Annotated in this window: 6 protein-coding genes and 1 pseudogene; 4 read left to right on the top strand and 3 right to left on the bottom strand. The window is 76.2% G+C overall.

Going from position 1 to position 24850, the window contains the following annotated elements:
- Nucleotides 1–6: 6 nt before the first annotated feature.
- Nucleotides 7–6090: pseudogene (locus tag AD017_RS25820) on the top strand (type I polyketide synthase); the annotation flags it as partial.
- A complete protein-coding gene (locus tag AD017_RS25825; RefSeq protein WP_010232938.1) occupies nucleotides 6087–7289 on the top strand; it encodes a cytochrome P450 in 1203 nt (400 codons plus the stop codon). The pseudogene AD017_RS25820 and the gene AD017_RS25825, both read left to right, overlap by 4 nt.
- A 608-nt stretch (nucleotides 7290–7897) precedes the next feature.
- On the opposite strand, the gene AD017_RS25830 is transcribed toward AD017_RS25825, so the two are convergent.
- Genes AD017_RS25830 through AD017_RS25840 form a run of 3 tightly spaced genes read right to left on the bottom strand, consistent with a single transcriptional unit; the run spans nucleotide 7898 to nucleotide 11750 of the window.
- The gene (locus tag AD017_RS25830; RefSeq protein ID WP_227012586.1) at nucleotides 7898–9247 is read right to left on the bottom strand and encodes a cytochrome P450; all 1350 of its coding nucleotides are present in this window, start codon (nucleotides 9245–9247) and stop codon (nucleotides 7898–7900) included.
- Nucleotides 9244–10302 carry a DegT/DnrJ/EryC1/StrS aminotransferase family protein gene (locus AD017_RS25835; protein ID WP_060575837.1) on the bottom strand — a complete coding sequence of 353 codons (1059 nt, stop codon included), beginning with the start codon at nucleotides 10300–10302 and terminating at the stop codon, nucleotides 9244–9246. The genes AD017_RS25830 and AD017_RS25835 overlap by 4 nt, the downstream gene beginning before the upstream one ends.
- A 32-nt stretch (nucleotides 10303–10334) precedes the next feature.
- Complete coding sequence (locus AD017_RS25840) at nucleotides 10335–11750, bottom strand: glycosyltransferase (RefSeq protein ID WP_060575838.1); 1416 nt, start codon at nucleotides 11748–11750, stop codon at nucleotides 10335–10337.
- 214 nt (nucleotides 11751–11964) lie between these two features.
- Here AD017_RS25840 and AD017_RS25845 point away from each other — a divergent pair, with 214 nt between their 5' ends.
- Both AD017_RS25845 and AD017_RS35870 read left to right on the top strand, forming a co-directional pair.
- Nucleotides 11965–15225 carry a type I polyketide synthase gene (locus AD017_RS25845; protein ID WP_060575839.1) on the top strand — a complete coding sequence of 1087 codons (3261 nt, stop codon included), beginning with the start codon at nucleotides 11965–11967 and terminating at the stop codon, nucleotides 15223–15225.
- A gap of 45 nt (nucleotides 15226–15270) precedes the next feature.
- Nucleotides 15271–24837 (top strand): type I polyketide synthase, encoded by a 9567-nt coding sequence (locus AD017_RS35870; protein ID WP_060575840.1) that lies wholly within the window; start codon nucleotides 15271–15273, stop codon nucleotides 24835–24837.
- Nucleotides 24838–24850: the final 13 nt, after the last annotated feature.

The following is a 24850-nucleotide window of genomic DNA, read 5'->3' on the forward strand; positions in this document are numbered from 1 at the left end:
AGGACCATGCCCGACGAACAGAAGCTCGTCGACTACCTGAAGTGGGTCACGGCCGATCTGCACGACACCCGCCGACGGCTGGCCGAGGCGGAGTCCGGGCGGGACGAGCCCGTCGCGATCGTCGGCATGGCCTGCCGGTTCCCCGGCGGGGTCCGCTCCCCGGAGGACCTGTGGGAGCTGCTCGCCGGCGGCCGCGACGGCATCGGCCCGTTCCCCGACGACCGCGGCTGGGACCTCGACGCGCTCGCCGGTGACGGACCCGGCGCCAGCGCCACCCAGCGCGGCGGGTTCCTGCCCGGCGCCGCCGAGTTCGACCCGTCGTTCTTCGACATCTCCCCGCGCGAGGCCCTCGCGATGGACCCGCAGCAGCGGCTGCTGCTGGAGACCGCGTGGGAGGCGTTCGAGCGGTCCGGGATCGACCCGGCCGGGCTGCGCGGCAGCCGCACCGGCGTGTTCGTCGGCACCAACGGGCAGGACTACACCCACCTCGTCCTCGCCTCCGGCGACGACATGGGCGGCTACGCCGGGAACGGCCTCGCCGCCAGCGTGCTGTCCGGGCGCGTGTCGTTCGCCCTCGGGCTGCAGGGCCCCGCCGTCACCCTGGACACGGCGTGCTCGTCGTCGCTGGTCGGGCTGCACCTCGCGGCCCAGGCCGTCCGCAACGGGGAGTGCGGCCTCGCGCTGGCCGGTGGCGTCACCGTGATGACCACCCCGGCGAACTTCTCCGGGTTCAGCCTGCACGGCGGCCTCGCCCCGGACGGGCGCTGCAAGGCCTTCGCCGACGGCGCCGACGGCACCGGCTGGTCCGAGGGCATCGGCCTGCTCGTCGTCGAGACGCTGTCCGACGCCCGCGCCAACGGGCACCCGGTGCTCGCCGTCCTCAGCGGGTCGGCCGTGAACCAGGACGGCGCGTCGAACGGGCTCAGCGCCCCGAACGGGCCCGCGCAGCAGCGCGTGATCCGCCAGGCGCTCGCGAGCGGCGGGCTGTCCCCGGCCGACGTCGACGCCGTCGAGGCGCACGGCACCGGCACCGCGCTCGGCGACCCCATCGAGGCGCAGGCCCTGCTCGCCACCTACGGCGCCGACCGCGACCCCGGCCGGCCGCTGCTGCTCGGCTCCGTGAAGTCCAACCTCGGCCACACCCAGGCCGCCGCCGGCGCCGCCGGGGTGATCCGGACCGTGCTGGCACTGCAACACGCGACGCTGCCACGGACCCTGCACGTCGACGCGCCGTCGAGCCACGTCGACTGGTCCGCCGGGGCGGTGCGGCTGCTCACCGAGCAGACCGCCTGGCCGGAGACCGGACGGGCCCGCCGCGCCGGGGTGTCGTCGTTCGGGATCAGCGGCACCAACGCCCACGTCGTCCTCGAACAGGCCCCCGCCGACCCGGCGGAACCGGCGGAGCCCGCGGTGTCGCCGCGGGCCGTCGCCTGGCCGGTCTCGGCCCGCTCCGCCACGGCGCTCGACGCCCAGCTGGAACACCTCCGCGCCCTCGGGTCGGGGCACGCCCCGGCCGACGTCGGCCACGCCCTGGCCACCACCCGCAGCGCGTTCGCGCACCGCGCGCTGCTCGTCAACACCGCGGACGGGCTCACCGAGGCCGCCCGCGACGTCGTGCCCACCGGCGACCGCGGCGGGCTCGCCGTGCTGTTCTCCGGGCAGGGCTCGCAGCGGCTCGGCGCCGGCCGGGAGCTGCACGCCCGGTTCGGAGTGTTCGCGGCCGCGTTCGACGAGACCGTCGACCTGCTCGACGCCCGGCTCGGCACCGCGCTGCGCGACGTCGTCTGGGGCACCGACCGGGCCGCGCTCGACGACACCCGGCACACCCAGCCCGTGCTGTTCGCGACCGGGGTCGCGCTCTACCGGCTCGTCGAGTCCTGGGGCGTGCGACCCGGCCACGTCGCCGGCCACTCGGTCGGCGAGATCACCGCCGCGCACGTGGCCGGGGTCCTCTCCCTCGACGACGCCTGCACCCTCGTCGCCGCCCGCGCCCGGCTCATGGCCGACCTGCCCGCGGGCGGGGCGATGGTCGCCCTGCGGGCCCGCGAGGACGAGGTCGCCCCGCTGCTGGGCGACGACGTCGCGATCGCCGCCGTCAACGCCCCCGACGCGGTCGTGGTCTCGGGCGACGCCGACGCCGTCGCCGCCGTCCGGGCCCGGTTCGACGCCGACGGCCGCAACACCCGCGCCCTCGCCGTCAGCCACGCGTTCCACTCACCGCTGATCGACCCGATGCTCGACGCGTTCGCCCGGGTCGTCGACGGCCTCACGTTCGCCGAGCCGCAGATCCCCGTCGTGTCGAACCTGACCGGCGCCGTCGACGGCGGGCTCACCGACCCCGGCTACTGGGTCCGGCACGCCCGCGGCGCCGTCCGCTTCGGTGACGGCGTCGCGGCACTGGCCGGGCTCGGCGTCCGGACCTTCCTCGAGCTCGGCCCCGACGCGGTGCTGTCCGCGCTCGTCGCCGAGAACGCGCCCGACGCGGTCGCCGTGCCCGCGCTGCGCCGCGACGCCGGCGAGGAGGCCACCCTGCTCGGCGCGGCCGGTGCACTGTGGACCCGCGGGACCGGCGTCGGCTGGGCGGCGGTCGCCGAGGGCACCACCACCCCGCACGCCGCCCCGGTGCCGCTGCCGACCTACCCGTTCGACCGGGAGCGGTACTGGCCGACGCTGCGGGCCGGCACCGTCGACGCGGCCGGGCTCGGCCTCACCGCCGCCGGGCACCCGCTGCTCGGCGCCGCCGTCGCCCTCGCCGACGCCGACCGCACCGTCCTCACCGGACGGCTCTCCCGGCGGACCCAGCCGTGGCTGCCCGGCGGTCCGGTGCCCGCCACCGTGTTCGCCGAGCTGGCGGTCCGCGCCGGTGACCAGGTCGGCGCCCCGCGGGTCGAGGAGCTCGATCTCGTCGCCCCGCTGAGCGTCGGCGACCGCGACGGCGTGGCCCTGCAGGTCTCCGTCGACACCGCCGTGGACAGCGCCGTGGACACCGGCACCGGCACCGGTGCCGTCGGTGGGCGCCTGCGGCTGACCGTGCACGCCCGCCCCTCCGACGACGCGCCGTGGACCCTGCACGCCCGCGGCGTCCTGGCCCCCGACGACGGCCGGGACACCGTCGCGGACCCCGGCGAGTGGCCGCCGCGCGACGCCCGGCAGGCAGCCGGCACACCCGGGACGTGGGTTCGCGACGGCGAGATCCTCGCCGAGGTCACCCTCCCCGACGGCGCCACCGCCGACGGCTGGGGCCTGCACCCCGCGCTGCTGGACGCGGCCCTGCGCACCGCCGCCGCGCTCGGCCGGGACGCCACCACCGACGCCACGACCGACGCCGCCACCGGGCCGGACCGGATCGAGGGCCTGACCCTGCACGCCACCGGCGCCGGCACGCTGCGCGTGCGGATCACCGGGACCGGTCCCGGGACGTTCGCCCTCGTCGCCACCGACCCCACCGGCGCCCCGGTGCTCACCGCCGACACCGTCCACACCGGAGGGACGGGCGACGCGCCGGCACCCGCCGCGACCGGGCAGGGTGGGCTCTTCGGCCTGCACTGGACCCCCGTCGAGCTCGGCGACCGCGCCGCGGGCACCCGCTGGGCCGTCGTCGGCGACGACGAGCTCGACCTCGGCTACGCGATGCACCGCGCCGACGAGACCGTCAGCGCCTACGCCGAGTCCCTCGGCGGGGCCGTCGGCGACACCGGGCTGGCCCCCGACGTCTTCCTCATCCCGGTCGTCGGCGACCCGGACGGCGGCGCGGCCGCCGTGCACACCCTGACCACCCGGGTGCTGGGCCTGCTGCAGGAGTGGCTCGACGAGCCGCGCCTCGCCGACGCGCGCCTCGTCGTCGTCACGCGGGGTGCGGTCGCCGCCGACGGCGGGACCGTCACCGACCCGGCGGCCGCCGCCGTCTGGGGCCTGGTGCGCGCCGCGCAGACGGAGAACCCGGGCCGGATCCGGCTCGTCGACCTCGACGACACGTTCCGCTCGGCCGGGGTCCTGCCGCACCTGCTGCTGCTCGACGAGCAGCAGCTGCTGGTCCGCGACCACGCGGTCCGCGCCGCCCGCCTGGCCCGGCTGCCGGAGGCCGCACCGGAGACCACGCGTCCGGCGGCGGACTGGGACCCGGACGGCACCGTCCTGGTCACCGGCGGCACCGGTGGCCTCGGCGCGCTGCTCGCCCGGCACCTCGTCACGACCGGGCGGACCCGGAACCTGCTGCTGGCGAGCCGCCGCGGCCCGGACGCCCCCGGCGCGGCCGCGCTGCGCGACGAGCTGACCGCGCTCGGCGCCGCCGTCACCGTCACCGCGTGCGACGCCGGGGACCCCGACGCCGTCACCGCGCTGGTCGGGTCCGTCCCGGCCGGGCGCCCGCTGACCGCGGTCGTCCACACCGCCGGCGTCCTCGACGACGGCCTCACCGGCTCGCTCACCCCCGAGCGCCTCGCCGGGGTGCTGCGTCCCAAGCTCGACGCCGCGTGGCACCTGCACGCCGCGACCCGCGAGCTGCCGCTGGCCGCGTTCGTCCTCTACTCGTCGGTGTCGGGGATCCTCGGCAGCGCCGGGCAGGCCAACTACGCCGCCGCCAACGCGGGCCTCGACGGGCTGGCCCGGTACCGGGCCGGGCTCGGGCTGCCCGCGGTGTCGCTCGGCTGGGGCCCGTGGGGCCAGGGGAGCGGCATGACCGAGCAGGTCGGCGACGCCGACCTGGAGCGGATGGCCCGCGGCGGGCTGCCCGCCCTCGACGCCGCCGACGGTCTCGCCCTGTTCGACGCCGCACTCGCCCGGCCGGAGCCGGTCGTCGTCCCGACCCGGATCAACGTCGCCGGGCTGGCCGTGCAGCAGGCGCTGCCCGCGCTGTGGCGGGACCTGGTGCCCCGCACCCGCCGCACCGCCGCCGCGGCGGGCTCGTCGCCGGTCACGGTGCGGGAGCGGCTGCGCCACCTCGACCCGGCCGGGCAGGAGGCGCTGCTCGTCGAGCTCGTCACCGGCTACACGGCCGGGCTGCTCGGCCACGAGGACCCGGCGGCGGTCGACCCGGAGCGCGGCTTCCTGGAGCTGGGCTTCGACTCACTGGTCGCGGTGGGGCTGCGCAACCAGCTCGGCGAGGTCCTCGGGCTGCGACTCGCCGGGTCGATCGTCTTCGACAGCACGACCCCGGTGAAGCTCGCCCGGCGGCTGCACGAGCAGATCGAGCAGGCCCCCGCACCCGGTGCGACGCCGGTCGCCACGGCCGGGCGGCCCGCGGCGCACGGCGACGAGACGCTCGTCGGCATGTTCCACGCCGCCGTCCGCGGCGGGAAGCTGGTGGAGGCGATGCGGATGCTCAAGGCCGCCGCGAACACGCGTCCGATGTTCGCGTCCCCGGCCGAGCTGGAGGAGCTGTCCGAGCCGGTCACCCTCGCCGAGGGGCCCACCGACCCGCGGCTGATCTTCGTCAGTGCGCCCGGTGCGACCGGCGGCGTGCACCAGTACGCCCGGATCGCCGCGCACTTCCGCGGCAGCCGGCACGTGTCCGCGCTGCCGCTGATGGGCTTCGCACCCGGCGAGCAGCTGCCCGCCACCAGCGAGGCCGCCGCCCGCATCGTCGCCGAGAGCGTGCTGCTGGCCAGCGACGGCGAGCCGTTCGTCATGGTCGGCCACTCCACCGGCGGCTCGCTGGCCTACCTCGCCGCGGGCGTCCTCGAGGACACCTGGGGCGTGCGGCCGGAGGCGGTCGTCCTGCTCGACACCGCCTCCATCCGCTGGGACGCGGCCGAGGGCAACGACCTGGACCGCACGACCCGCTTCTACCTGGCCGACATCGACTCGCCGTCGGTGACGCTGAACAGCGCGCGGATGTCGGCGATGGCGCACTGGTTCATGACGATGACCGAGATCGACTCGCCCCCGACGACCGCGCCGACGCTGCTCGTCCGCGCCGCCCGCGACGTCGAGGGCTTCATCCTGGACACCTCCGCGGTGCCCGCCGACGCCGTCGTCGACATCGACGCCGACCACCTCTCGCTCGCCATGGAGCACTCGTCGCTGACCGCCGGCGCGATCGAGACCTGGCTCGCCGAGCTGCCCGCCCCGACCACGGAGGACGTCTCATGAGCACCCCGGCCACCTGCCCGGTCACCGGTGACGGGCCGCCGTCGCTGGGCGGACAGACCCCGCCCGTCCTGCGGATGAGCCCGCTGCTGCGCGAGCTGCAGCAGCAGGCGCCGGTCTGCCGGGTCCGCACCCCCGCCGGTGACGACGGCTGGCTGGTCACCCGCTACGCCGAGCTCAAGTCCCTGCTGCACGACGAGCGTCTCGGCCGCGCGCACGCCGACCCGCCGAACGCCCCGCGGTACGTGCAGAACCCGTTCCTGGACCTGCTCGTCGTCGACGACGCCGAGCAGGCCAGGGACCTGCACAAGGAGATGCGGCGGCTGCTGACCCCGCAGTTCTCCGCGCGGCGGGTGCTGAACCTGATGCCTGCCGTGTCCGCGATCGCCGAGGAGGTCCTCGACGGGTTCGTCGCCGCCGGCGCCCCCGGGGACCTGCACGGCGGGTTCTCGATGCCGTACTCGTTGACCGTCCTGTGCGCGCTGATCGGGATCCCGCCCGCGGACCGCCCCGCGCTCGTGCAGACGATCATGACGATGGGCGACCTGGACGACTCCGAGCGCGTCGCTTCGGGTCAGGCCGAACTCTTCGGCCTGCTGTCCGGCATCGCCCGGCGCAAGCGGATCGACCCCACCGACGACGTCATCTCCCGGCTCTGCGACCAGGTCCCCGACGAGCGGATCGGCCCGATCGCCGCCGGCCTGCTGTTCGCCGGCCTGGACAGCGTCGCCAGCCACGTCGACCTGGGCGTGCTCCTCTTCTCGGCCTACCCGGACCAGCTCGAGGCCGCGCTCGCCGACGAGCGCACCATGCGCGAGGCCGTCGAGGAGATCCTGCGCTGCGCCAAGGCCGGCGGCTCGGTGCTGCCCCGCTACGCCACCGACGACGTCGAGATCGGCGACGTCACCATCCGCACCGGCGACCTGGTGCTGCTCGACTTCACCCTGGTCAACTTCGACACCGAGGTGTTCGACGAGCCCGAGGTGTTCGACATCCGCCGGCAGTCGAACCCGCACCTGACCTTCGGGCACGGCATGTGGCACTGCATCGGCGCCCCGCTGGCCCGGATGTCCCTGCGGATCGCCTTCACCCAGCTGTTCACCCGGCTCCCCGGGCTGCGCCCCGCAGGTCCGGTGGAGGAGATGCGCCGTGGCTCCGAGGGCCTCTCCGGCGGCCTGACGGAGCTCCCCGTGACCTGGTGAACCCCGTGATCACGGATCGGGGATGGAGGCGGTCACATGTGGCCGGCTGGGTTCCCGATCCGTGATCACGAGGGTTTCGGCGGCCGGTCCGGGGCCGGGCCTCGTGGCCCCCGGGCCGGAGGGGCGCAGCCGCCGATGGGGTGGCGCGGCACGGTGGACGGCGCGGCGCGGTGGGTGATCCGGTGCGCCCACGAGGGGGGCCCGACGGCAGCTCGATCCCGTGCCGGGAGCGCTCGTGTTCTGCACCGGCTCGTGGTGCCGAGCAGGGGTCCGGGTGGGGACCGGACTCGGTGATCACGGATCGGGAAGGGGCCCGGTCACATCTGTCCGGGTGGCTTCCCGATCCGTGATCACGTGGCTCGGCGGGAGCGCCCTGTGTTCCCGGCCCGATCCGGCGGCAGCTGCCGGGGATGGCACGGGCGTGGTGGGAGGGGTGCCACGAGGGGTGTCGGACACCAGCTCGATCCCGTGCCGGGAGCGCTCGTCATCGGCACCGGCTCGTGGTCCTGAGCTGCGGGTCCGGGTGCGGGCCGAGCCTGGTGATCACGGATCGGGGGGAGAACCGGCCACATCTGTCCGCATGGCCGCCCGATCCGTGATCACTGGTGTCAGGTCCAGGTCACCGGGAGCTCGTGCAGGCCGAAGAGGACGCCGTCGTACTTCACGGGCAGGTCCTCGGCGGGCACGGCCAGGCGGAGGTTCGGGATGCGCTCGAACAGGGTCCGGTAGGCGATCTCCATCTCCAGCCGCACGAGGTTCTGGCCCAGGCACTGGTGCACGCCGTAGCCGAAGGCCACGTGCGAGCGCGCGGAGCGGTCCGGGTCGAAGGCGTCGGCTCCGTCGAAGGCGTCGCCGTCGTGGTTGGCGGCGGCGAGCAGCGGTACGAGGCCCTCACCGGCGCGGATGGTGCGGCCACCGATCTCGACGTCCTCCAGCGCCACCCGGAACGCGACCAGGTCGGCCACCGAGTAGTAGCGCAGCAGCTCCTCGACGATGCGGTCGTCGCCGATCCACTGCGGGTTCGTCAGCAGCTGGACGACGCCGAGGCCGATGTTGTTCGCCGTCGTCTCGTGCCCGGCGATCAGCAGCAGCATCGCGACGCCGGAGAGCTCCTGGCGGGACAGGGTCCCGGCCGCGGCGAGCCGGCTGATCAGGTCGGTGCCGGGGCGCCGTTCCTTGATCCGGATGAGCCGGCCCAGGTAGCGGAGCAGGGCCGCGGTGGCCGCGTCGCGCTCGTCGTCGGTGGAGCTGAGGGTGACCAGGACGCGGGTCTTCGCCTCGAAGAAGTCGCGGTCCGCCTTCGGGACGCCGAGCATGCCGGCGATCACCAGGGACGGCACCGGCAGCGCGAAGTCCTCGATCAGGTCGGCGGCGCCGTCCTTGGCGAGGACGGCGTCGATCCGCTCGTCGACGATCTGCTGGATCTCCGGGCGCAGCGCGCGCACCTTGCGGACGGTGAACTCCGGGATCAGGGTCCGGCGGAACCGGTCGTGCTCCGGCGGGTCCATCGACACGAACCAGCCCGGCACCTCGTCCGCCGACGGAGCCCCGCCGGTCCGGGCCGCCTTCGGGAAGCCGGGACGGGAGGGGTCGGCGCTGATCCGCGGGTCGGTGAGGACGGCGCGGACGTCGGCGTGCCGGGTGATCAGCCAGACCGGCCCGCTGGGCAGCTCGGACCGGACGGGCTCGCCGCCGTCGCGGTAGTCGGCGTACTCGGGCGGCGGGAACGGCCGGCCGGGGCGCCGCAGCGGGAACGCGACGGGGCAGCCGGCGGCGGCACCATGGGCCTCGGCGGCGGCACCACCGGCTCCGGCGCCAGCACTGCCGGCCCCGGTGACGGGGCAGGCAGTCCCGGTCCCGGCGTCGGTCCCGGTCCTCATCCCAGTCCCGGCTCCGGCCTCGGTCCCGGTTACGGCGTCGGACCCGGCGGGCGTGGTCTCCTCGGTGCCGGTGCTCATGCCACTCCGTAGAACGCGCGGACCTGGCCGGTGATGAACTCCTGGTCCTCGGCGGTCAGCCCGGTGTGGGTGGGGAGGTAGAAGCCGTCGGCGGCCAGCCGTGACGCGTTCAGCGACGGCCAGACCGGGTCGAGGTACATCGGCTGGCGGCTCATCGGCTTGAAGAACACCCGGGTGTCGATGCCCTGCTCGGCGAGGTGGGCGAGGAGCTCGTCGCGGCGCTCGGCGCGCACGTCGTACATCCATAGCACGTCCCGCGGCGGCATCAGGGTGACGCCGGGGACGTCGCGCAGGGCGTCGTCGTAGCGCTTCTCGATGTCGCGCCGGGCCGCCAGGATGCCGTCGAGCTGCTCGGTCTGCGCGAGCGCGACGGCGGCCTGCATGTTGGTCATCCGGTAGTTGTAGGCGAGCTTCTTGTGCAGGAAGCTGTGGTCGCGGGTGAAGGCCATCGCCCGCAGGTGCGCCATCTGGCCGGCCAGGTGCGCGTCGCGGGTCACGCAGATCCCGCCCTCACCGGACGTGATGATCTTGTTGGCGAACAGCGAGAAGCAGGCGATGTCCCCCGTGGGCAGGACGCCGTGCGCCTCGGCGGAGTCCTCGACGACCCGCAGGTTGTACTCGTAGGCCAGCTCGAGGATCGGCTCCATGTCGCACCGGCGGCCGTAGACGTGCACCGGCATGATCACCTTGGTGCGCGGGGTGATCTTCTCCTCGATGAGCGCGACGTCGATGTTCAGGTCGTCGCCGCAGTCGACGAAGACCGGCGTCGCGCCGGTGTAGGTGACCGCCCACGCCGAGGCGATCATCGTGAACTCCGGGACGATCACCTCGTCGCCGGGGCCGACGCCGAGTGCGCGCAGGGCGAGGGTCAGCGCCGTCGTCCCGGACGAGCACGCGACCCCGTGCGGGACGCCGTTCCAGGCGGCGAACGCCTCCTCGAACCGCGCGATGTAGGGGCCCTGCGAGGAGATCCAGCCGCCGCCGACGGCGTCGGTGACGTAGGAGAGCTCGTGGCCGTCGAGCCACGGCTTGGACACCGGTTGGGTGAAGGACATCGCGATTCCCTGGGTCGGTGGGGTCGGTGGGGTCAGGCGGTCCGGGCGGCCGGGGCGCCGGACCCGGCGAGCGCGGGCAGGCCGAGGAGCAGGTCCGCGGCGGCGGCGCGGCCGCCGGCCTCCTGCAGCAGCCGGCCCATGTGTGCGGCGCGCTCGGTGAAGGCCGGGTCGTCGAGGACCCGGGTGACCTTGTCGAGGACGTCGGCGGTGTCGACGGTCTCCGGGTGGTCGACGGTGAGGCTGACCCCGAAGTCCTGGCCGCGGACGGCCTGGTCGTCGCAGTCCACCCATAGCGGGCGGACCACCAGCGGCTTCCCGAAGTAGAGGCCCTCGTGGTAGCCGTTGCCGCCGGCGTGGGTGAAGAACACCTTCACGCTCGGGTGGGCCAGCACGTCGAGCTGGGACGGCACCCAGCTCTCGATCCGCAGGTTCCCGGGCAGCTCGTCGGCGGGCGGGAGCATCTCCTGCTGCTCGCGCGGCAGCTTCCACAGCACCTGGTGGCCCTGCTCGTCCAGCCGTCGCGCGACCTCCACCAGCGACGCGACCTGGGGCCGGGTCAGCCGGGTGATCGTCCCGAATCCCATGTAGACGACCGACGGGTTCTCGTCCAGCCAGTCGGTGAGCTCGCCGCCGTCGGCGACCTGGGGCAGCGGCGGGACCATCGTGCCGACGAGGCGCAGCTTCTCGTGCAGGTCGAACGGGTAGTCCAGCTCCGGCACCGAGTAGCAGAGGACCTGCTCGGCGTGGTCGATGCGGGCCATCATCTGCCGGGCCTCGGGCGCGATGCCCAGCTCGGCCCGGACGGCGTCGTCGCGCTCGACGACCTTCCGCGTCTCCTTGGTCACGAACATGCCGAGCGTCCGGATCCGGAACAGCTGGTTGGTGATCCTCTGGCGCAGGGTCATGTCGGCGGGCAGCCCGGAGTGCGGCACCGGGAACCCCGACGGCGTGTAGGACGTCGCGAACGGCACGTGCGAGGTGAGCACGTTGCTGGGCACGAACGGCACGCCGAGCACGAACGGGATGCCCTTCGTGATCGCGAGCTCGTAGCCGTACTGACACATGCTCTCGATCACCATGAGGGCCGGGCGGACCTCCTCGACGACGCGTTCCAGCGCCCGGTACTTCTCGATCCGCGACTCCGGAGCGAACGAGTGCCGGATGACCGCGGCGTGCGCCTTGAACCGGTCCCGCTGGGTCACCGCGGCGTAGGTCTCGTCGTCCCACGTCACCGCGGACATCTCCGACACGGTGTCGCCGAGCGAGGTGAAGGTGACGGGGCTGCCGGTGCCCGCGCTCTCGACGTCGTCGCGTGCCTTCTCGTCGGCGGCGAAGAACAGGTCCCCGACCTCGCGCCGGGACAGTTCCCCGGCGAGTACCAGAAGCGGATTGAGCAGTCCGCTCTCCGCATAGCTGACGAACAGGATCGGCCGCCGATTCGCGCCCATGGGTAGACACCCTCTCCGACTGTGACGGGCCGATGCCCGCCGCGTGGCGCACCGCGGCGCGGTGCAGCGATCAGGTAGTTGATCCCACGCCGGTGGCCGGGGAATCCCTAGTCTTCGCCACCGCCGCGTCCCATTCCTTAGGGAAAACCACAGCCGCGCCGACCGTACGGTCCCCGCACATCGAGACGACCGAATTCGTGTGCAGGGGTGAGGCATGACGGCAGGACACGGCGCCGACCCGGTGGTGGTCGTCGGGATGGCGTGCCGCTACCCGGGCGGCGTGCGCGACGCCGACGGCTTCTGGGACCTGCTGTGTTCCGGGCGCGAGACCGCCACCGGCTTCCCGGACGACCGCGGCTGGGACACCGGCGCCCTGCACGGCGACGGGCCGGGGCGCTGCGCGACCCGCACCGCCGGGTTCCTCGACGGCGCCGGGGACTTCGACGCCGCGTTCTTCGGGATGTCCCCCCGCGAGGCCGTCTCCACCGACCCGCAGCAGCGCCTCGTGCTGGAGACCGCCTGGGAGGCGGTCGAGCAGGCCGGGATCGACCCGTCGTCGTTGCGCGGCAGCCGGACCGGCGTGTTCGTCGGCGCCGGCGGGCAGGACTACGCCGGCGTCGTCCAGAACTCGCCGGACGACCTCGCCGGGCACGCCCTCACCGGCCTGATCCCCGGTCTCACCTCGGGCCGGCTGGCGCACCTGCTCGGGCTGGAGGGGCCCGCGCTGACCGTGGACACGACGTCGTCGTCGTCGCTGGTGGCGCTGCACCTCGCGATCCGGTCGCTGGACGCGGGGGAGTGCACCGCCGCCCTGGCCGGCGGCGTGTGCGTGATGTCCACCCCGGCGGCGCTGGTCGGGCACTCCCGCCAGGGCGGCCTCGCCCCCGACGGGCGCTGCAAGGTCTTCGCCGACGACGCCGACGGCACCGCCTGGGCGGAGGGTGTCGGCGTCGTCGTGCTCAAGCGGCTCTCCGACGCCCGCGCGGACGGTGACCCCGTCCTCGCGGTGCTGCGCGGCTCGGCGATCACCGCCGACGGCGCCACCGACGGACTGACCGCGCCGAGCGGTGCCGCGCAGGAGCGGATGATCCGCGACGCGCTCGCCGACGCGGGCCTGACCGCGGCCGACGTCGACGCCGTCGAGGCGCACGGCACCGGCACCCCGGTCGGCGACCCGGTGGAGGCGCGCGCCCTGCTCGCCACCTATGGGCAGGACCGGGACCCGGACCGCCCGCTGTGGGTCGGCTCGCTCAAGTCGGTCATCGGGCACGCGCAGGCCGCGGCCGGGATCGCCGGGCTGATCGCGACCGTGCAGGCACTGCGGCGCGAGCTGCTGCCCGCGACCCGGCACGCCGGCACCCCCAGCACCCGGGTCGACTGGTCGGCCGGGGCCCTCGCGCTGCGCACCGCGCCGGTGCCGTGGCCGCGCGGCGACCGGCCGCGCCGCGCCGGGGTGTCGTCGTTCGGGATCAGCGGCACCAACGCGCACGTGATCGTCGAGGAGCCCCCGGCCGCCGACGTGCCCGGCGCCGCGGAGCGCGGGACCGCGCCGTCCGCGGTGACGCCCTGGCCGGTCTCCGCCGCCGCCGCCCGTGACCTCGACGCCCAGATCGAGCGCCTGCGGGCGCACACCACCGGGCCCGGCGCGCCCGACCCGCGCGACGTCGGCTGGTCGCTGGCCACCGGCCGCGCCGCGCTGCGGCACCGCGCGGTCCTGCTGCCCGGCGAGCACGGCCCGGTCGAGGTGGCCCGCGAGGAGGCCGCGCCGCGCCGCGCCGCGGTCCTGTTCTCCGGGCAGGGCAGCCAGCGGCTCGGGACCGGCCGCGCGCTCGCCGCCCGCTTCCCGGTGTTCGCCCGCGCCCTCGACGACGTCGCCGACGCCCTCGACCCCCATCTCGACCGGCCGGTCCGCGACGTCCTCTGGGGCACCGGGGACGACGCCGCCGCCCTGCTCGACGAGACCGGCTGGACCCAGCCCGCGTTGTTCGCCGTCGAGGTGGCGTTGTTCCGCCTGGTCACGGCCCTGGGCCTGCGCCCGGCCGCGGTCGGGGGCCACTCCATCGGCGAGATCACCGCCGCGCACGTCGCCGGGGTGCTGTCGCTCGACGACGCCGCGCGCCTCGTCGCCGCCCGCGCCACGCTCATGCAGGCACTGCCGGCCGGCGGCGCGATGGTCGCGGTCGAGGCGTCCGAGGACGAGGTCGCACCGCTGCTCGGCGACCGGGTCGCGCTGGCCGCGGTGAACGGGCCCGGCTCGGTCGTCGTCGCCGGTGACGACGACGCCGTCACCGCGCTGGCCGCCGACCTGGCCGGCCGGGGCCGCCGCACCAGCCGGCTGGCGGTGTCGCACGCGTTCCACTCGCCGCGGATGGACCCGATGCTCGACGCGTTCCGCGACGTCGTCGAGGGACTGACGTTCGCCGAGCCGGAGATCCCGCTGGTCTCGAACCTGACCGGCGAGCTCGGCGGGCTCGCGACCACCGACCCGGGATACTGGGTGCGGCACGTGCGCGGCACCGTCCGGTTCGCCGACGGCGTCCGGGCCCTCGCCGCCGACGGCGTCGACGTGCTCGTCGAGCTCGGTCCGGGCGGGGTGCTGTCGGCGATGGCCCGCGACACCCTCGGCCCGGACACCGCGGCGCACGCAGTCCCGGTGCTGCGCCGGGACCGGCCGGAGGAGGCGTCGTTCGCCGTCGCGCTGGGGCGGCTGCACGCGCTCGGCGTGCCGGTCGACTGGCACGCCTTCCACGCCGGGACCGGCGCCCGCCGGGTCCCGCTGCCCACCTACGCGTTCCGCGGCGTCCGGCACTGGCCGGCGCCGCCGACGCCCGGGAACCCGGGCGGGGCGCCGGGGCTGCTCCCGGCCTCCGGTGCCCGGACCACGGCGGACTCCGCCCACGACGCCCGGACCGTCACGGACGCCGCCCCGACCGACCGACCCGATCCCGCGCGCCCCGGGACGGTGGCGGGCGACCCCGGTGAGCGCTACGCCGCGATGCCCCCCGCGGTGCGCGAGAAGGCACTGCTCGACCTGGTCCGCACGCACACCGCCGCCGTCCTCGGGCACCCCGATCCCGCCGACGTCGGCGTCCGCAGCGTGTTCAAGGAGCTGGGCTTCGACTCGCTCGCCGGCGTCGAGCTCTGCGACCGCCTCGCCCGCCACACCGGACTGCGACTGCCCGCGACGCTGGTGTTCAGCTTCCCGACGCCCGGGCTCGCCGCCCGCGCGCTGGGCGACCTGCTCGACCCGGGACCGCAGGAGCCCTGCGGGGCCGAGCTGGCCGGCCTGGAGGCGGCGCTGGCCGGGCTGCCCGGCGACGGACCGGACCGCCGGGCCGTCGCCGACCGCCTGGACGCACTGGCCGCCGGGCTGCGCCGTCCCGGCCCCGGGGGAGCAGTCCCCGACGAGGACCTCGACTCGGTGTCGGTCGACAGGCTGCTCGACATCATCGACGAAGAGTTCGACACCGCATGACGAATTCGCTGCCTCCGCGCGCGACCGGATGACGAGGACGAGCCGATGCAGGACCACCGGAACCAGCCGCAGGAATCGCCGGACAAGCACGACAGAATCGTCGACTCGCTCCGCCGGGTCACGACGGATCTGCGCCGTGCCCGCCGCCGTATCGACGAACTGGAATCGATCGGGAACGAACCGGTCGCGATCGTCGGAATGGGCTGCCGGTTGCCCGGCGGCGTCGATTCCCCGGAATCGTTGTGGGATCTGGTGTCCGCCGGTGGCGACGGGATCGCGGAGTTCCCGGGCGACCGCGGCTGGGACCTCGACGCGCTGCGGGGCACCGGCGAGGGCGGCAGCGCCACCGCCCGCGGCGGGTTCCTCGACGACGCCGCCGGGGTCGACGCCGGGTTCTTCGGGATCTCCCCGCGCGAGGCGGCCGCGATGGACCCGCAGCAGCGGCTGCTGCTGGAGGTCTCCTGGGAGGCCCTCGAACGCGCCGGGATCGACCCCACCTCGCTGCGCGGGAGCCCGGCCGGTGTCTTCGTCGGCTCGTACCACTGGGGCAGCCCGTCCGCCGACGCCGGCACCGAGCTGGGCGGGCACGCCCTGACCGGCACCGCCGCGAGCGTCCTGTCCGGGCGGCTCTCCTACACGCTCGGGCTCGAGGGCCCCGCGGTCACCGTGGACACCGCGTGCTCGTCGTCGCTGGTCGCGCTGCACCTGGCGGCGCACTCGCTGCGCAGCGGTGAGTCGTCGCTCGCCGTCGTCGGCGGGGTGACGATCCTCGCCGACCCGTCGGTCTTCGTGGAGTTCAGCGCCCAGGGCGGGCTGTCGCTGGACGGGCGCTGCAAGGCGTTCTCCGACGACGCCGACGGCACCGGCTGGGCCGAGGGCGTCGGCGTGCTGGTGGCGGAGCGGCTCTCCGACGCCCGCGCCAACGGGCACCGGGTGCTCGCCGTCCTCCGCGGCTCCGCGGTGAACCAGGACGGCGCCTCGAACGGCCTGACCGCCCCGCACGGGCCGTCCCAGGAACGCGTCATCACCCAGGCACTGGAGCGGGCCGGGCTCACCCCCGCCGACGTCGACGCCGTCGAGGCGCACGGCACCGGCACCCGGCTCGGCGACCCGATCGAGGCCCAGGCGATCCTCGCCACCTACGGCCGCGACCGCGACGCCGGGACACCGCTGCACCTGGGCTCGCTCAAGTCCAACATCGGCCACACCCAGGCCGCCGCCGGCGTCGCCGGCGTGATCAAGATGGTGCAGGCGCTCCGCCACGGGGTGCTGCCGCCGACCCTGCACGCCGCCGAGCCGTCGTCGCACGTGGACTGGTCGGCCGGGTCGGTGCGGCTGCTCGACGAGCGCACCGCGTGGCCGGAGACCGGCCGCCCCCGGCGGGCCGGGGTGTCGTCGTTCGGCATCAGCGGCACCAACGCCCACGCCGTGCTGGAGCAGGCACCCGCCGAGGAGGAGACCGGGGCGGGGGAGCGCCCCGACGGCGTCCTCGCGTGGGTCCTGTCCGGGCACACCGCGCAGGCCCGCCGCGACCGGGCGGCCGCGCTGCACGCCCGGCTGCGCGACGACAGCACCGCCGGCCCGCACGACGTCGGCCACGCGCTGCTGGCCACCCGCGCCCGGCACGAGCACCGGGCCGTCGTCGTCGGTGCCGGGCGCGACGACCTGCTCGACGGGACCGGGGCGCTCGCGGCCGGGACGCCCGCCCCGCACGTCGTGCACGGTGCCGCCGACGTCGAGGGCCGCACCGTGTTCGTGTTCCCCGGCCAGGGGGCGCAGTGGCTCGGGATGGGTGCCCGGCTGCTCGACGAGTCCCCGGTGTTCGCCGCGCGGATCGCGGAGTGCGCCGGCGCCCTCGACCCGGTCACCGGCTGGTCGCTGCACGACGTGCTCCGCGGCGCCGACGGCGCGCCGGACGCGGAGCGGGTGGACGTGCTGCAGCCGGCGTCGTTCGCGGTGATGGTCGCGCTCGCGGCGCTGTGGCGCGCCCACGGTGTGGAGCCGGACGCGGTGGTCGGCCACTCGCAGGGCGAGATCGCGGCGGCCGTCGTGTCCGGTGCGCTGTCGCTGCACGACGGGGCCCGGGTCGTGGCCCTGCGCAGCCGGGCGATCGGGCGGTCGCTGGCCGGGCGGGGCGGCATGATGTCGATCGCGCTGCCGGTCGACTCGGTGTCCGGCCGGTTGGAGGGGTACGCGGGCCGGGTCTCGGTGGCCGCGGTCAACGGACCGCGCTCGGTGGTCGTCTCCGGCGAGCCGCAGGCGCTCGACGAGCTCGGCGCGGTGCTCGACGGCGAGGGGGTCCGGGTCCGCCGCGTCGCGGTCGACTACGCCTCGCACTCGCACCAGGTCGAGGACCTGCGCGGGGAGATCCTGGAGACTCTCGCGGGCCTGTCGCCGCAGGCGTCCGCGGTGCCGCTGTACTCGACGCTGACCGGCGACCTCCTCGACACGTCCACGATGGACGCCTCCTACTGGTACGAGAACCTGCGCAACCGCGTCCGGTTCGCCGACGCCGTCGGCGCGCTCGCCGCGGCCGGGCACCGGGTGTTCGTCGAGTCGGCCGCGCACCCGGTGCTGTCGACGGCGGTGCAGGACGCGCTCGACGACGCCGGCATCACCGGTGTCGCCGGTGGGACGCTGCGCCGCGACCAGGGTGGCCACGACCGGTTCCTGCTGTCCGCGGCGGAGCTGTACGTCCGCGGGCTCGACGTCGACTGGACGGTCCTGTTCGACGCCGGCGCCGCGGCCCGGGTGGACCTGCCCACCTACCCGTTCCAGCACGAGCGGTACTGGAGCACCCGGACCGCGACCGCCGCGGCCCCGGACACCGGCGCGATGGACGCCGAGTTCTGGACCGCCGTCGAGCAGGCCGACCTGCCCGCCCTGACCGCCGCGCTCGGCACCGACGAGGCCTCGGTCGCCGCGATCCTTCCCGGGCTGTCGGCCTGGCGCCGGTCCCGCGCCGACCGCGCGGACGTCGACGCCTGGCGCTACCGCGTCGAGTGGGCGACGGCCCCGCAGCCGCCCCGCACCGGACCGACCGGTGACTGGCTGGTGGTCTCCGCGACCGGCACGGACCCGGCTGACGTCGCCGGTGTCCTGGTGGGCCACGGCGCCGGCGTCCGTCCCCTCGTGCTCGGTGACGACGACGCCGACCGGGGCCTCCTGCGCGCCCGGATCGAGGACGCCACCCCAGGCGGGGAGATCACCGGTGTGGTCTCGCTGCTGGCCGCCGCCGAGGACGACGACCCCCGCCACCCCGGCCTGACCCGCGGTCTCGCCCTGTCGGTGGCGCTCGTCCAGGCACTCGTCGACGCCGGGTCCGACGCCCCGCTGTGGCACCTCACCCGCGGCACGGCCACCGCCGCGCCCGGCGACACCGTGACCCGGCCGCTGCAGAGCCAGGTCGCCGCGCTCGGCTGGACCGCCGCCGTCGAGCACCCGCACCGCCGGGGCGGCACCGTCGACCTGCCCGAGGAGCTCGACGGCCGGACCGGCGACCGGCTCGCCGCCGTCCTGGCCGGGCGGCTCGGCGACGAGGACCAGCTCGCCGTCCGCCCGTCCGGCGTCCTCACCCGCCGCATCGTCCGCGCCGGCCGCGGCGGCCGGGCCCCGGCCCGGAAGTGGAGCCCCCGCGGCACCACCGTGGTGACCGGCGGGTCCGGCACCCTGGCCCCCGACCTGGCGCGGCGGCTGGCCGCCGACGGCGCGGAGCACGTCGTGCTGCTGTCCCGCCGCGGCGCCGACGCCCCGGGCACGGCCGCGCTGGTCGCGGAGCTGGCCGACGCCGGCACCGAGGCCGAGGCGGTCGCCTGCGACATCACCGACCGGGCCGCCGTCGCCGCGCTGCTGGACCGCCTCGCCGCGCAGGGCCGCACCGTCGGCACCGTCCTGCACACCGCGGCGGTGATCGGGCTGGCCGCGATCGCCGACACGACCGTGGACGAGTTCGCCGAGGTCGTGCACGCCAAGGTGACCGGCGCCCGGATCCTCGACGAGCTGCTCGACGACCCGGACACCGACCTCGTCCTGTACTCGTCGACGGCGGGCATGTGGGGCAGCGGCGTGCACGCCGCCTACGCCGCGGGCAACGCGTTCCTGTCCGCGCTGGCGCAGCAGCGCCGCGCCCGCGGGCTGCGCGCCACCTCGGTGCACTGGGGCAAGTGGCCCGACGCCGACTCCGGCCGCACCGAGGCCGACCCGCACCGGATCCGGCGCAGCGGCCTGGAGTACCTCGACCCGCAGCGCGCGCTGACCGGGCTGCGCTGCGTCCTCGACGACGACGAGACCGTCGTCGGCCTGATGGACGTCGACTGGGACGTCTACCACGACGTCTTCACCGCCGGCCGTCCCTCGCACCTGTTCGACGCGATCCCGGAGGTCCGGGCCCGGCTCGACCGGGCCGCGGCGCCCGCCGCCGGCCGAGCGGGCGGGGACCTCGCCGCACGCCTGCAGCCGCTGTCCGCGGCCGAGCGCTCCCGGCTGCTGATCACGCTGGTCCGCACCGAGGCCGCCGCCGTGCTCGGGCACGCCTCCGCCGACGCGTTCGGCGAGCGCCGCGCCTTCCGCGATGCCGGGTTCGACTCGGTGACCGCGGTCGACCTGCGCAACCGGCTCGCCGCCGCGACCGGCCTGGTGCTGCCCTCCACCCTGGTCTTCGACCACCCGAACCCCGCCGCGCTCGCGGGCCGCTTGGAGGAGGCCGCGCTCGGCGCCGGGGACGGGACGCAGCAGCACTCGTCCGGCCCGGCGGGCAGCGCCACCGACGGCGACCCGATCGCCGTGATCGGCATGAGCTGCCGCTACCCGGGTGGCGCCGACACCCCCGAGGCGCTGCTGCGGCTCGCGCTCGACGGCGTCGACGCGATCACCGGGTTCCCCGCGGGCCGCGGCTGGGACGCCGCCGCCCTGCACGACCCCGACCCGGACCGGCCCGGCCGCACCTACTCCGTGCAGGGCGGATTCCTGCACACCGCCGCCGACTTCGACGCCGGGTTCTTCGGGATCTCCCCGCGCGAGGCGACCGCGATGGACCCGCAGCAACGGATGCTGCTGGAGACCTCGTGGGAGGCGTTCGAGCGCGCCGGGATCGACCCCGCGTCGCTCCGCGGCAGCAGCACCGGCACCTTCGTCGGCGCCACCTACCAGGACTACGCGACGACGATGGCGAACGCCGCGGGTGACACCGAGACCCACATGGTCACCGGCACCGCCGCCAGCGTGCTGTCCGGCCGGGTGTCGTACCTGCTGGGCCTGGAGGGGCCCGCCGTCACCCTGGACACGGCGTGCTCGTCGTCGCTGGTCGCGATGCACCTGGCCTGCCGGTCGCTGCGCAGCGGGGAGAGCTCGCTGGCACTGGCCGGCGGCGCCGCGGTGATGGCGACCCCGCAGGCGTTCGTCGGGTTCAGCCGGCAGCGGGCACTCGCCGCCGACGGCCGCTGCAAGCCGTTCTCCGAGGCCGCTGACGGGATGACCCTCGCCGAGGGCGTCGGCGTCGTGCTGCTGGAGCGGCTCTCCGACGCGCGCCGCCACGGGCACCCGGTGCTCGGCGTGATCCGCGGGTCGGCGATCAACCAGGACGGCGCCTCCAACGGGCTGACCGCGCCGAACGGGCCGTCCCAGCAGCGTGTGATCCGCCGGGCGCTGGCCGACGCGGGACTGACCGCGGCCGACGTCGACGTCGTCGAGGCACACGGCACCGGCACCGCGCTCGGCGACCCGATCGAGGCCCAGGCGCTCCTCGCGACCTACGGCCACGACCGGGACGAGCCGCTGCGGCTGGGGTCGGTGAAGTCCGCGATCGGGCACACGCAGGCCGCCGCGGGCGTCGCCGGAGTGATCACGATGATCGCCGCGATGCGTGCCGGGGAGCTGCCCGGCATCCAGCACCTCGACGCGCCGACCAGCCACGTCGACTGGACCTCGGGGGCCGTCGAGCTGCTCACCGGCCGCACCGCGTGGCCGGAGACCGGCCGGCCGCGCCGCGCCGGGGTGTCGTCGTTCGGGATCAGCGGCACCAACGCCCACGTCCTCCTCGAACAGGCGGCCCCCGCCGAGGTGGGGGAGCCGGCCGATGCCGCGGCGGGACCCGTCCCGTGGGCGGTCTCCGCCCGCTCGGCCGACGCGCTGCGCGCCCAGGCGGCCCGGCTGCGCGACGCCGCCGGGCGCGACCCGCAGGACCCGGCTCGGACCGGGCACGCCCTGGCCACCACCCGCGCCACCTTCGACCACCGCGCCGTCGTCGTGGGGGAGACGCCCGACGATTTCGCGCGCGGCCTGACCGCGCTGGCCGACGGCACCTCCGCGGCCGGGCTGGTCACCGGCACCGCCGCCGAGGACCCCGCCGGTCCCGTCTTCGTGTTCCCGGGGCAGGGCGCCCAGTGGTGGGGGATGGGCCGCGAGCTGCTCGCGACCTCCGAGGCGTTCCGCACCGCGGTCGACGACTGCGCCGCCGCGCTGGCCCCGCACGTCGACTGGTCGCTGCACGACGTCCTCACCGGCGACGGCGACCCGGCGCTGCTGGAGCGCGTCGACGTCGTCCAGCCCGCGCTGTTCGCGATGATGGTCGGACTCGCCGCGGTCTGGCGCGCCCACGGCGTCGAGCCGGCCGCGGTCGTCGGGCACTCGCAGGGCGAGATCGCCGCCGCCTACGTGGCGGGTGCGCTCGACCTCGACGACGCGGCCCGCGTGGTGGCGCTGCGCAGCCGCGCGCTGCCGCGATTGTCCGGGCGCGGCGGGATGGTGTCGGTCGCGGCGCCCGCCGGCCGGGTCACGGAGCTGATCGCCCCCTGGGACGGCGCGCTGTCGGTCGCCGCGGTGAACGGGCCGTCGTCGGTGGTCGTCTCCGGCGACGCGGGCGCGCTCGACGAGCTGCTGCCCGCCTGCGAGTCCGCCGGGGTCCGCGCCCGCCGGGTCTCCGTCGACTACGCCTCGCACGGCCCGCACGTCGAGGCCGTGCGCGACGAGCTCGCCGAGGTACTCGCCCCCGTCACCCCGCGCACGCCTGCGGTGCCGTTCTACTCCACCGTCACCGGCGGGCGCCTCGACACCACCGAGGACGGCGGCGTCGACGGCACCTACTGGTACACGAACCTCCGGCACACCGTCCGGATGCAGGACGCGACCGAGGCCCTCCTCGCGGCCGGGCACCGGATCTTCGTCGAGGTCAGCCCGCACCCGGTGCTCGCGGGGCCGATCCAGGAGACCCAGGAGGCGGCCGACCCCGACGGCACCGCCGCCGCGGTCGTGCTGGGCACGCTGCGCCGCGACGAGGGCGGACCCGCCCGGGTGCTGACCTCGCTGGCCGAGGCGTACGTGCACGGCGCCGCCGTCGACTGGACGACGACCCTGCCCGCCACCGGTGGCGGTCACGTCGACCTGCCGACCTACGCGTTCCGGCGCCGCACCTACTGGCCCGAGCCGAAGGCGGACCCGTCGGGTGCCGCCGACGACGCCGCGTTCTGGGACCTCGTCGACGGCCAGGACCCGGCGGCGTTCGCGGACGCGCTCGGCGTGCCCGGCGGCGCACTCGACACCGTGCTGCCGGCGCTGTCCGCCTGGCGCGCCGGGTCCCGCGCCCGCACCCGCGCGAACGACCTGCGCTACCGCGTCGACTGGGCCCCGGTCCCGGAGCCCGCCGCGGGCCCGCCCGCCGGGCGGGTACTGGTCGTGGGCGACGGACCGGCTACCGGCACCGAGGACGACGGGCTGCTCGACGCGTTCGGCCCCGGCGCCGTCCCCGTCACCGACCCCGGCACCGGGCGCGCGGGGTGGGCCGCCGAGCTGGCCCGGCACGCCGCCGACGGCCCGGTCACCGCGGTCGTGGCACTCCCGGACACGACGGGACGACCGCACCCCGACCACCCGGGCGTCCCCGCCGCGCTGGCCCGGACCCTCGCGCTCGTCCAGGCACTCGGCGACGCCGGGGTCACGGCACCGCTGTGGTGCCTGACCCGCGGCGCCGTCGGTACCACGCCCGGAGACGCCGTCACCGATCCCGAGCAGGGCACCCTGTGGGGTCTCGGCCGCGTCGTCGCCCTCGAGCACCCCGACCGGTGGGGCGGGCTGATCGACCTGCCCGCCGGCCCGGACGCCCGGACCGCGCAGCGGGTCGCCGCGCTGGTCGCCGGGGCCGGGACCGAGGACCAGCTCGCGGTCCGCGCCCACGGCGTCCTCGCCCGCCGGCTCACCCACGCCGCACCGGCCGCACCGCGCCCCGGGCGCGGCGGCTGCGACCGCGGCACCGTGCTGGTGACCGGCGGCACCGGCGGCATCGGCGGGCGGACGGCGCTGCGGGCCGCCGAGCGCGGCGCCGGGCACCTGCTGCTGACCAGCCGCCGCGGCGAGGACGCCCCCGGCGCGGCGGCGTTGCGCGCCGAGCTGGAGGCGCTCGGCGCGCAGGTCACGATCGCCGCCTGCGACGCCGCCGACCGCGACGCGCTCGCCGCCCTGCTGGACGGGCTGCCCGCGGACCTGCCGCTGACGGCCGTCGTGCACTCGGCGGGCGTCGCCGACGGGGACGCCCCCGTGGCGGACCTGACCGTGGAGCAGCTCGACGCCTTGCTGCGGTCCAAGCTGACGGCGGCCCGGAACCTGCACGAGCTCACCCGCGACACCGAGCTGGACGCGTTCGTGCTGTTCTCCTCCGGCGCCGCCGTGTGGGGCAGCGGCGGCCAGCCCGGCTACGCCGCGGCCAACGCCTACCTCGACGCCCTCGCCGCACACCGCCGCGGGCTCGGACTGCCGGCGACGTCGGTCGCCTGGGGCACGTTCGGCGAGGTCGGCATGGCCACCGATCCGCAGGTGCACGAGCGCCTGCACCGCCAGGGGGTCCCGGCGATGGACCCGGCCGACGCACTGGCCGCGCTGGAGCTGGCGCTCGGCGAGGGCGACACCGCGGTGGCGGTGACGCGCATGGACTGGGAGGTCTTCGCGCCGAGCTTCACCGCGCTGCGTCCCAGCCCGCTGCTGGGCACGGTGCCCGAGGCGGTCGCCGCGCTCGCCGACGGGCAGGCCACGGTCCCCGGTGACACCGGCGCGGACGCGGCCGTCCCACCGCTGCGCGGCCGCCTGGAGGCGCTGCCGACCGCCGAGCGGGCCCGGGCGCTGGTCGAGGCGGTCCGCGGCGAGGCGGCGGCCACCCTCGGCCACAGCGGCACCGACGGCACCGACGGCCCCGACGCGATTCCTGCCGGGCGCGCGTTCCGCGACGTCGGGTTCGACTCGGTGACCGCGGTGGAGCTGCGCAACCGGCTCCGCGCCGGGCTCGGGCTGCCGCTGCCCGCGGCGCTCGTCTTCGACCACCCGACACCCACCGACCTGGCCCGCCACCTGGGGACGCTGCTGTTCGGCGACACCCCCGGCGAGCAGGGCACCACCCGAGCCGACGATCCCGACGCCCACATCCGCGAGGTCCTCGCCTCCGTCCCCGTCGGACGGCTGCGACGGGCCGGACTGCTGGACATGGTGCTGGGCCTCGCCGACGCCGACCCCGGTGCCGCCGACGAACCCGACCCCGACGCGGGCCGGACCGAGGAGCACGGCACGGAGTCCCTCGACGACATGGACGCCGAAGCGCTGCTGCGGCTCGTCACCGAGAACTCGGCGAACTGAACGACAAGCAGGA

The organism is Pseudonocardia sp. EC080619-01 (assembly GCF_001420995.1).
Lineage (GTDB): Bacteria > Actinomycetota > Actinomycetes > Mycobacteriales > Pseudonocardiaceae > Pseudonocardia.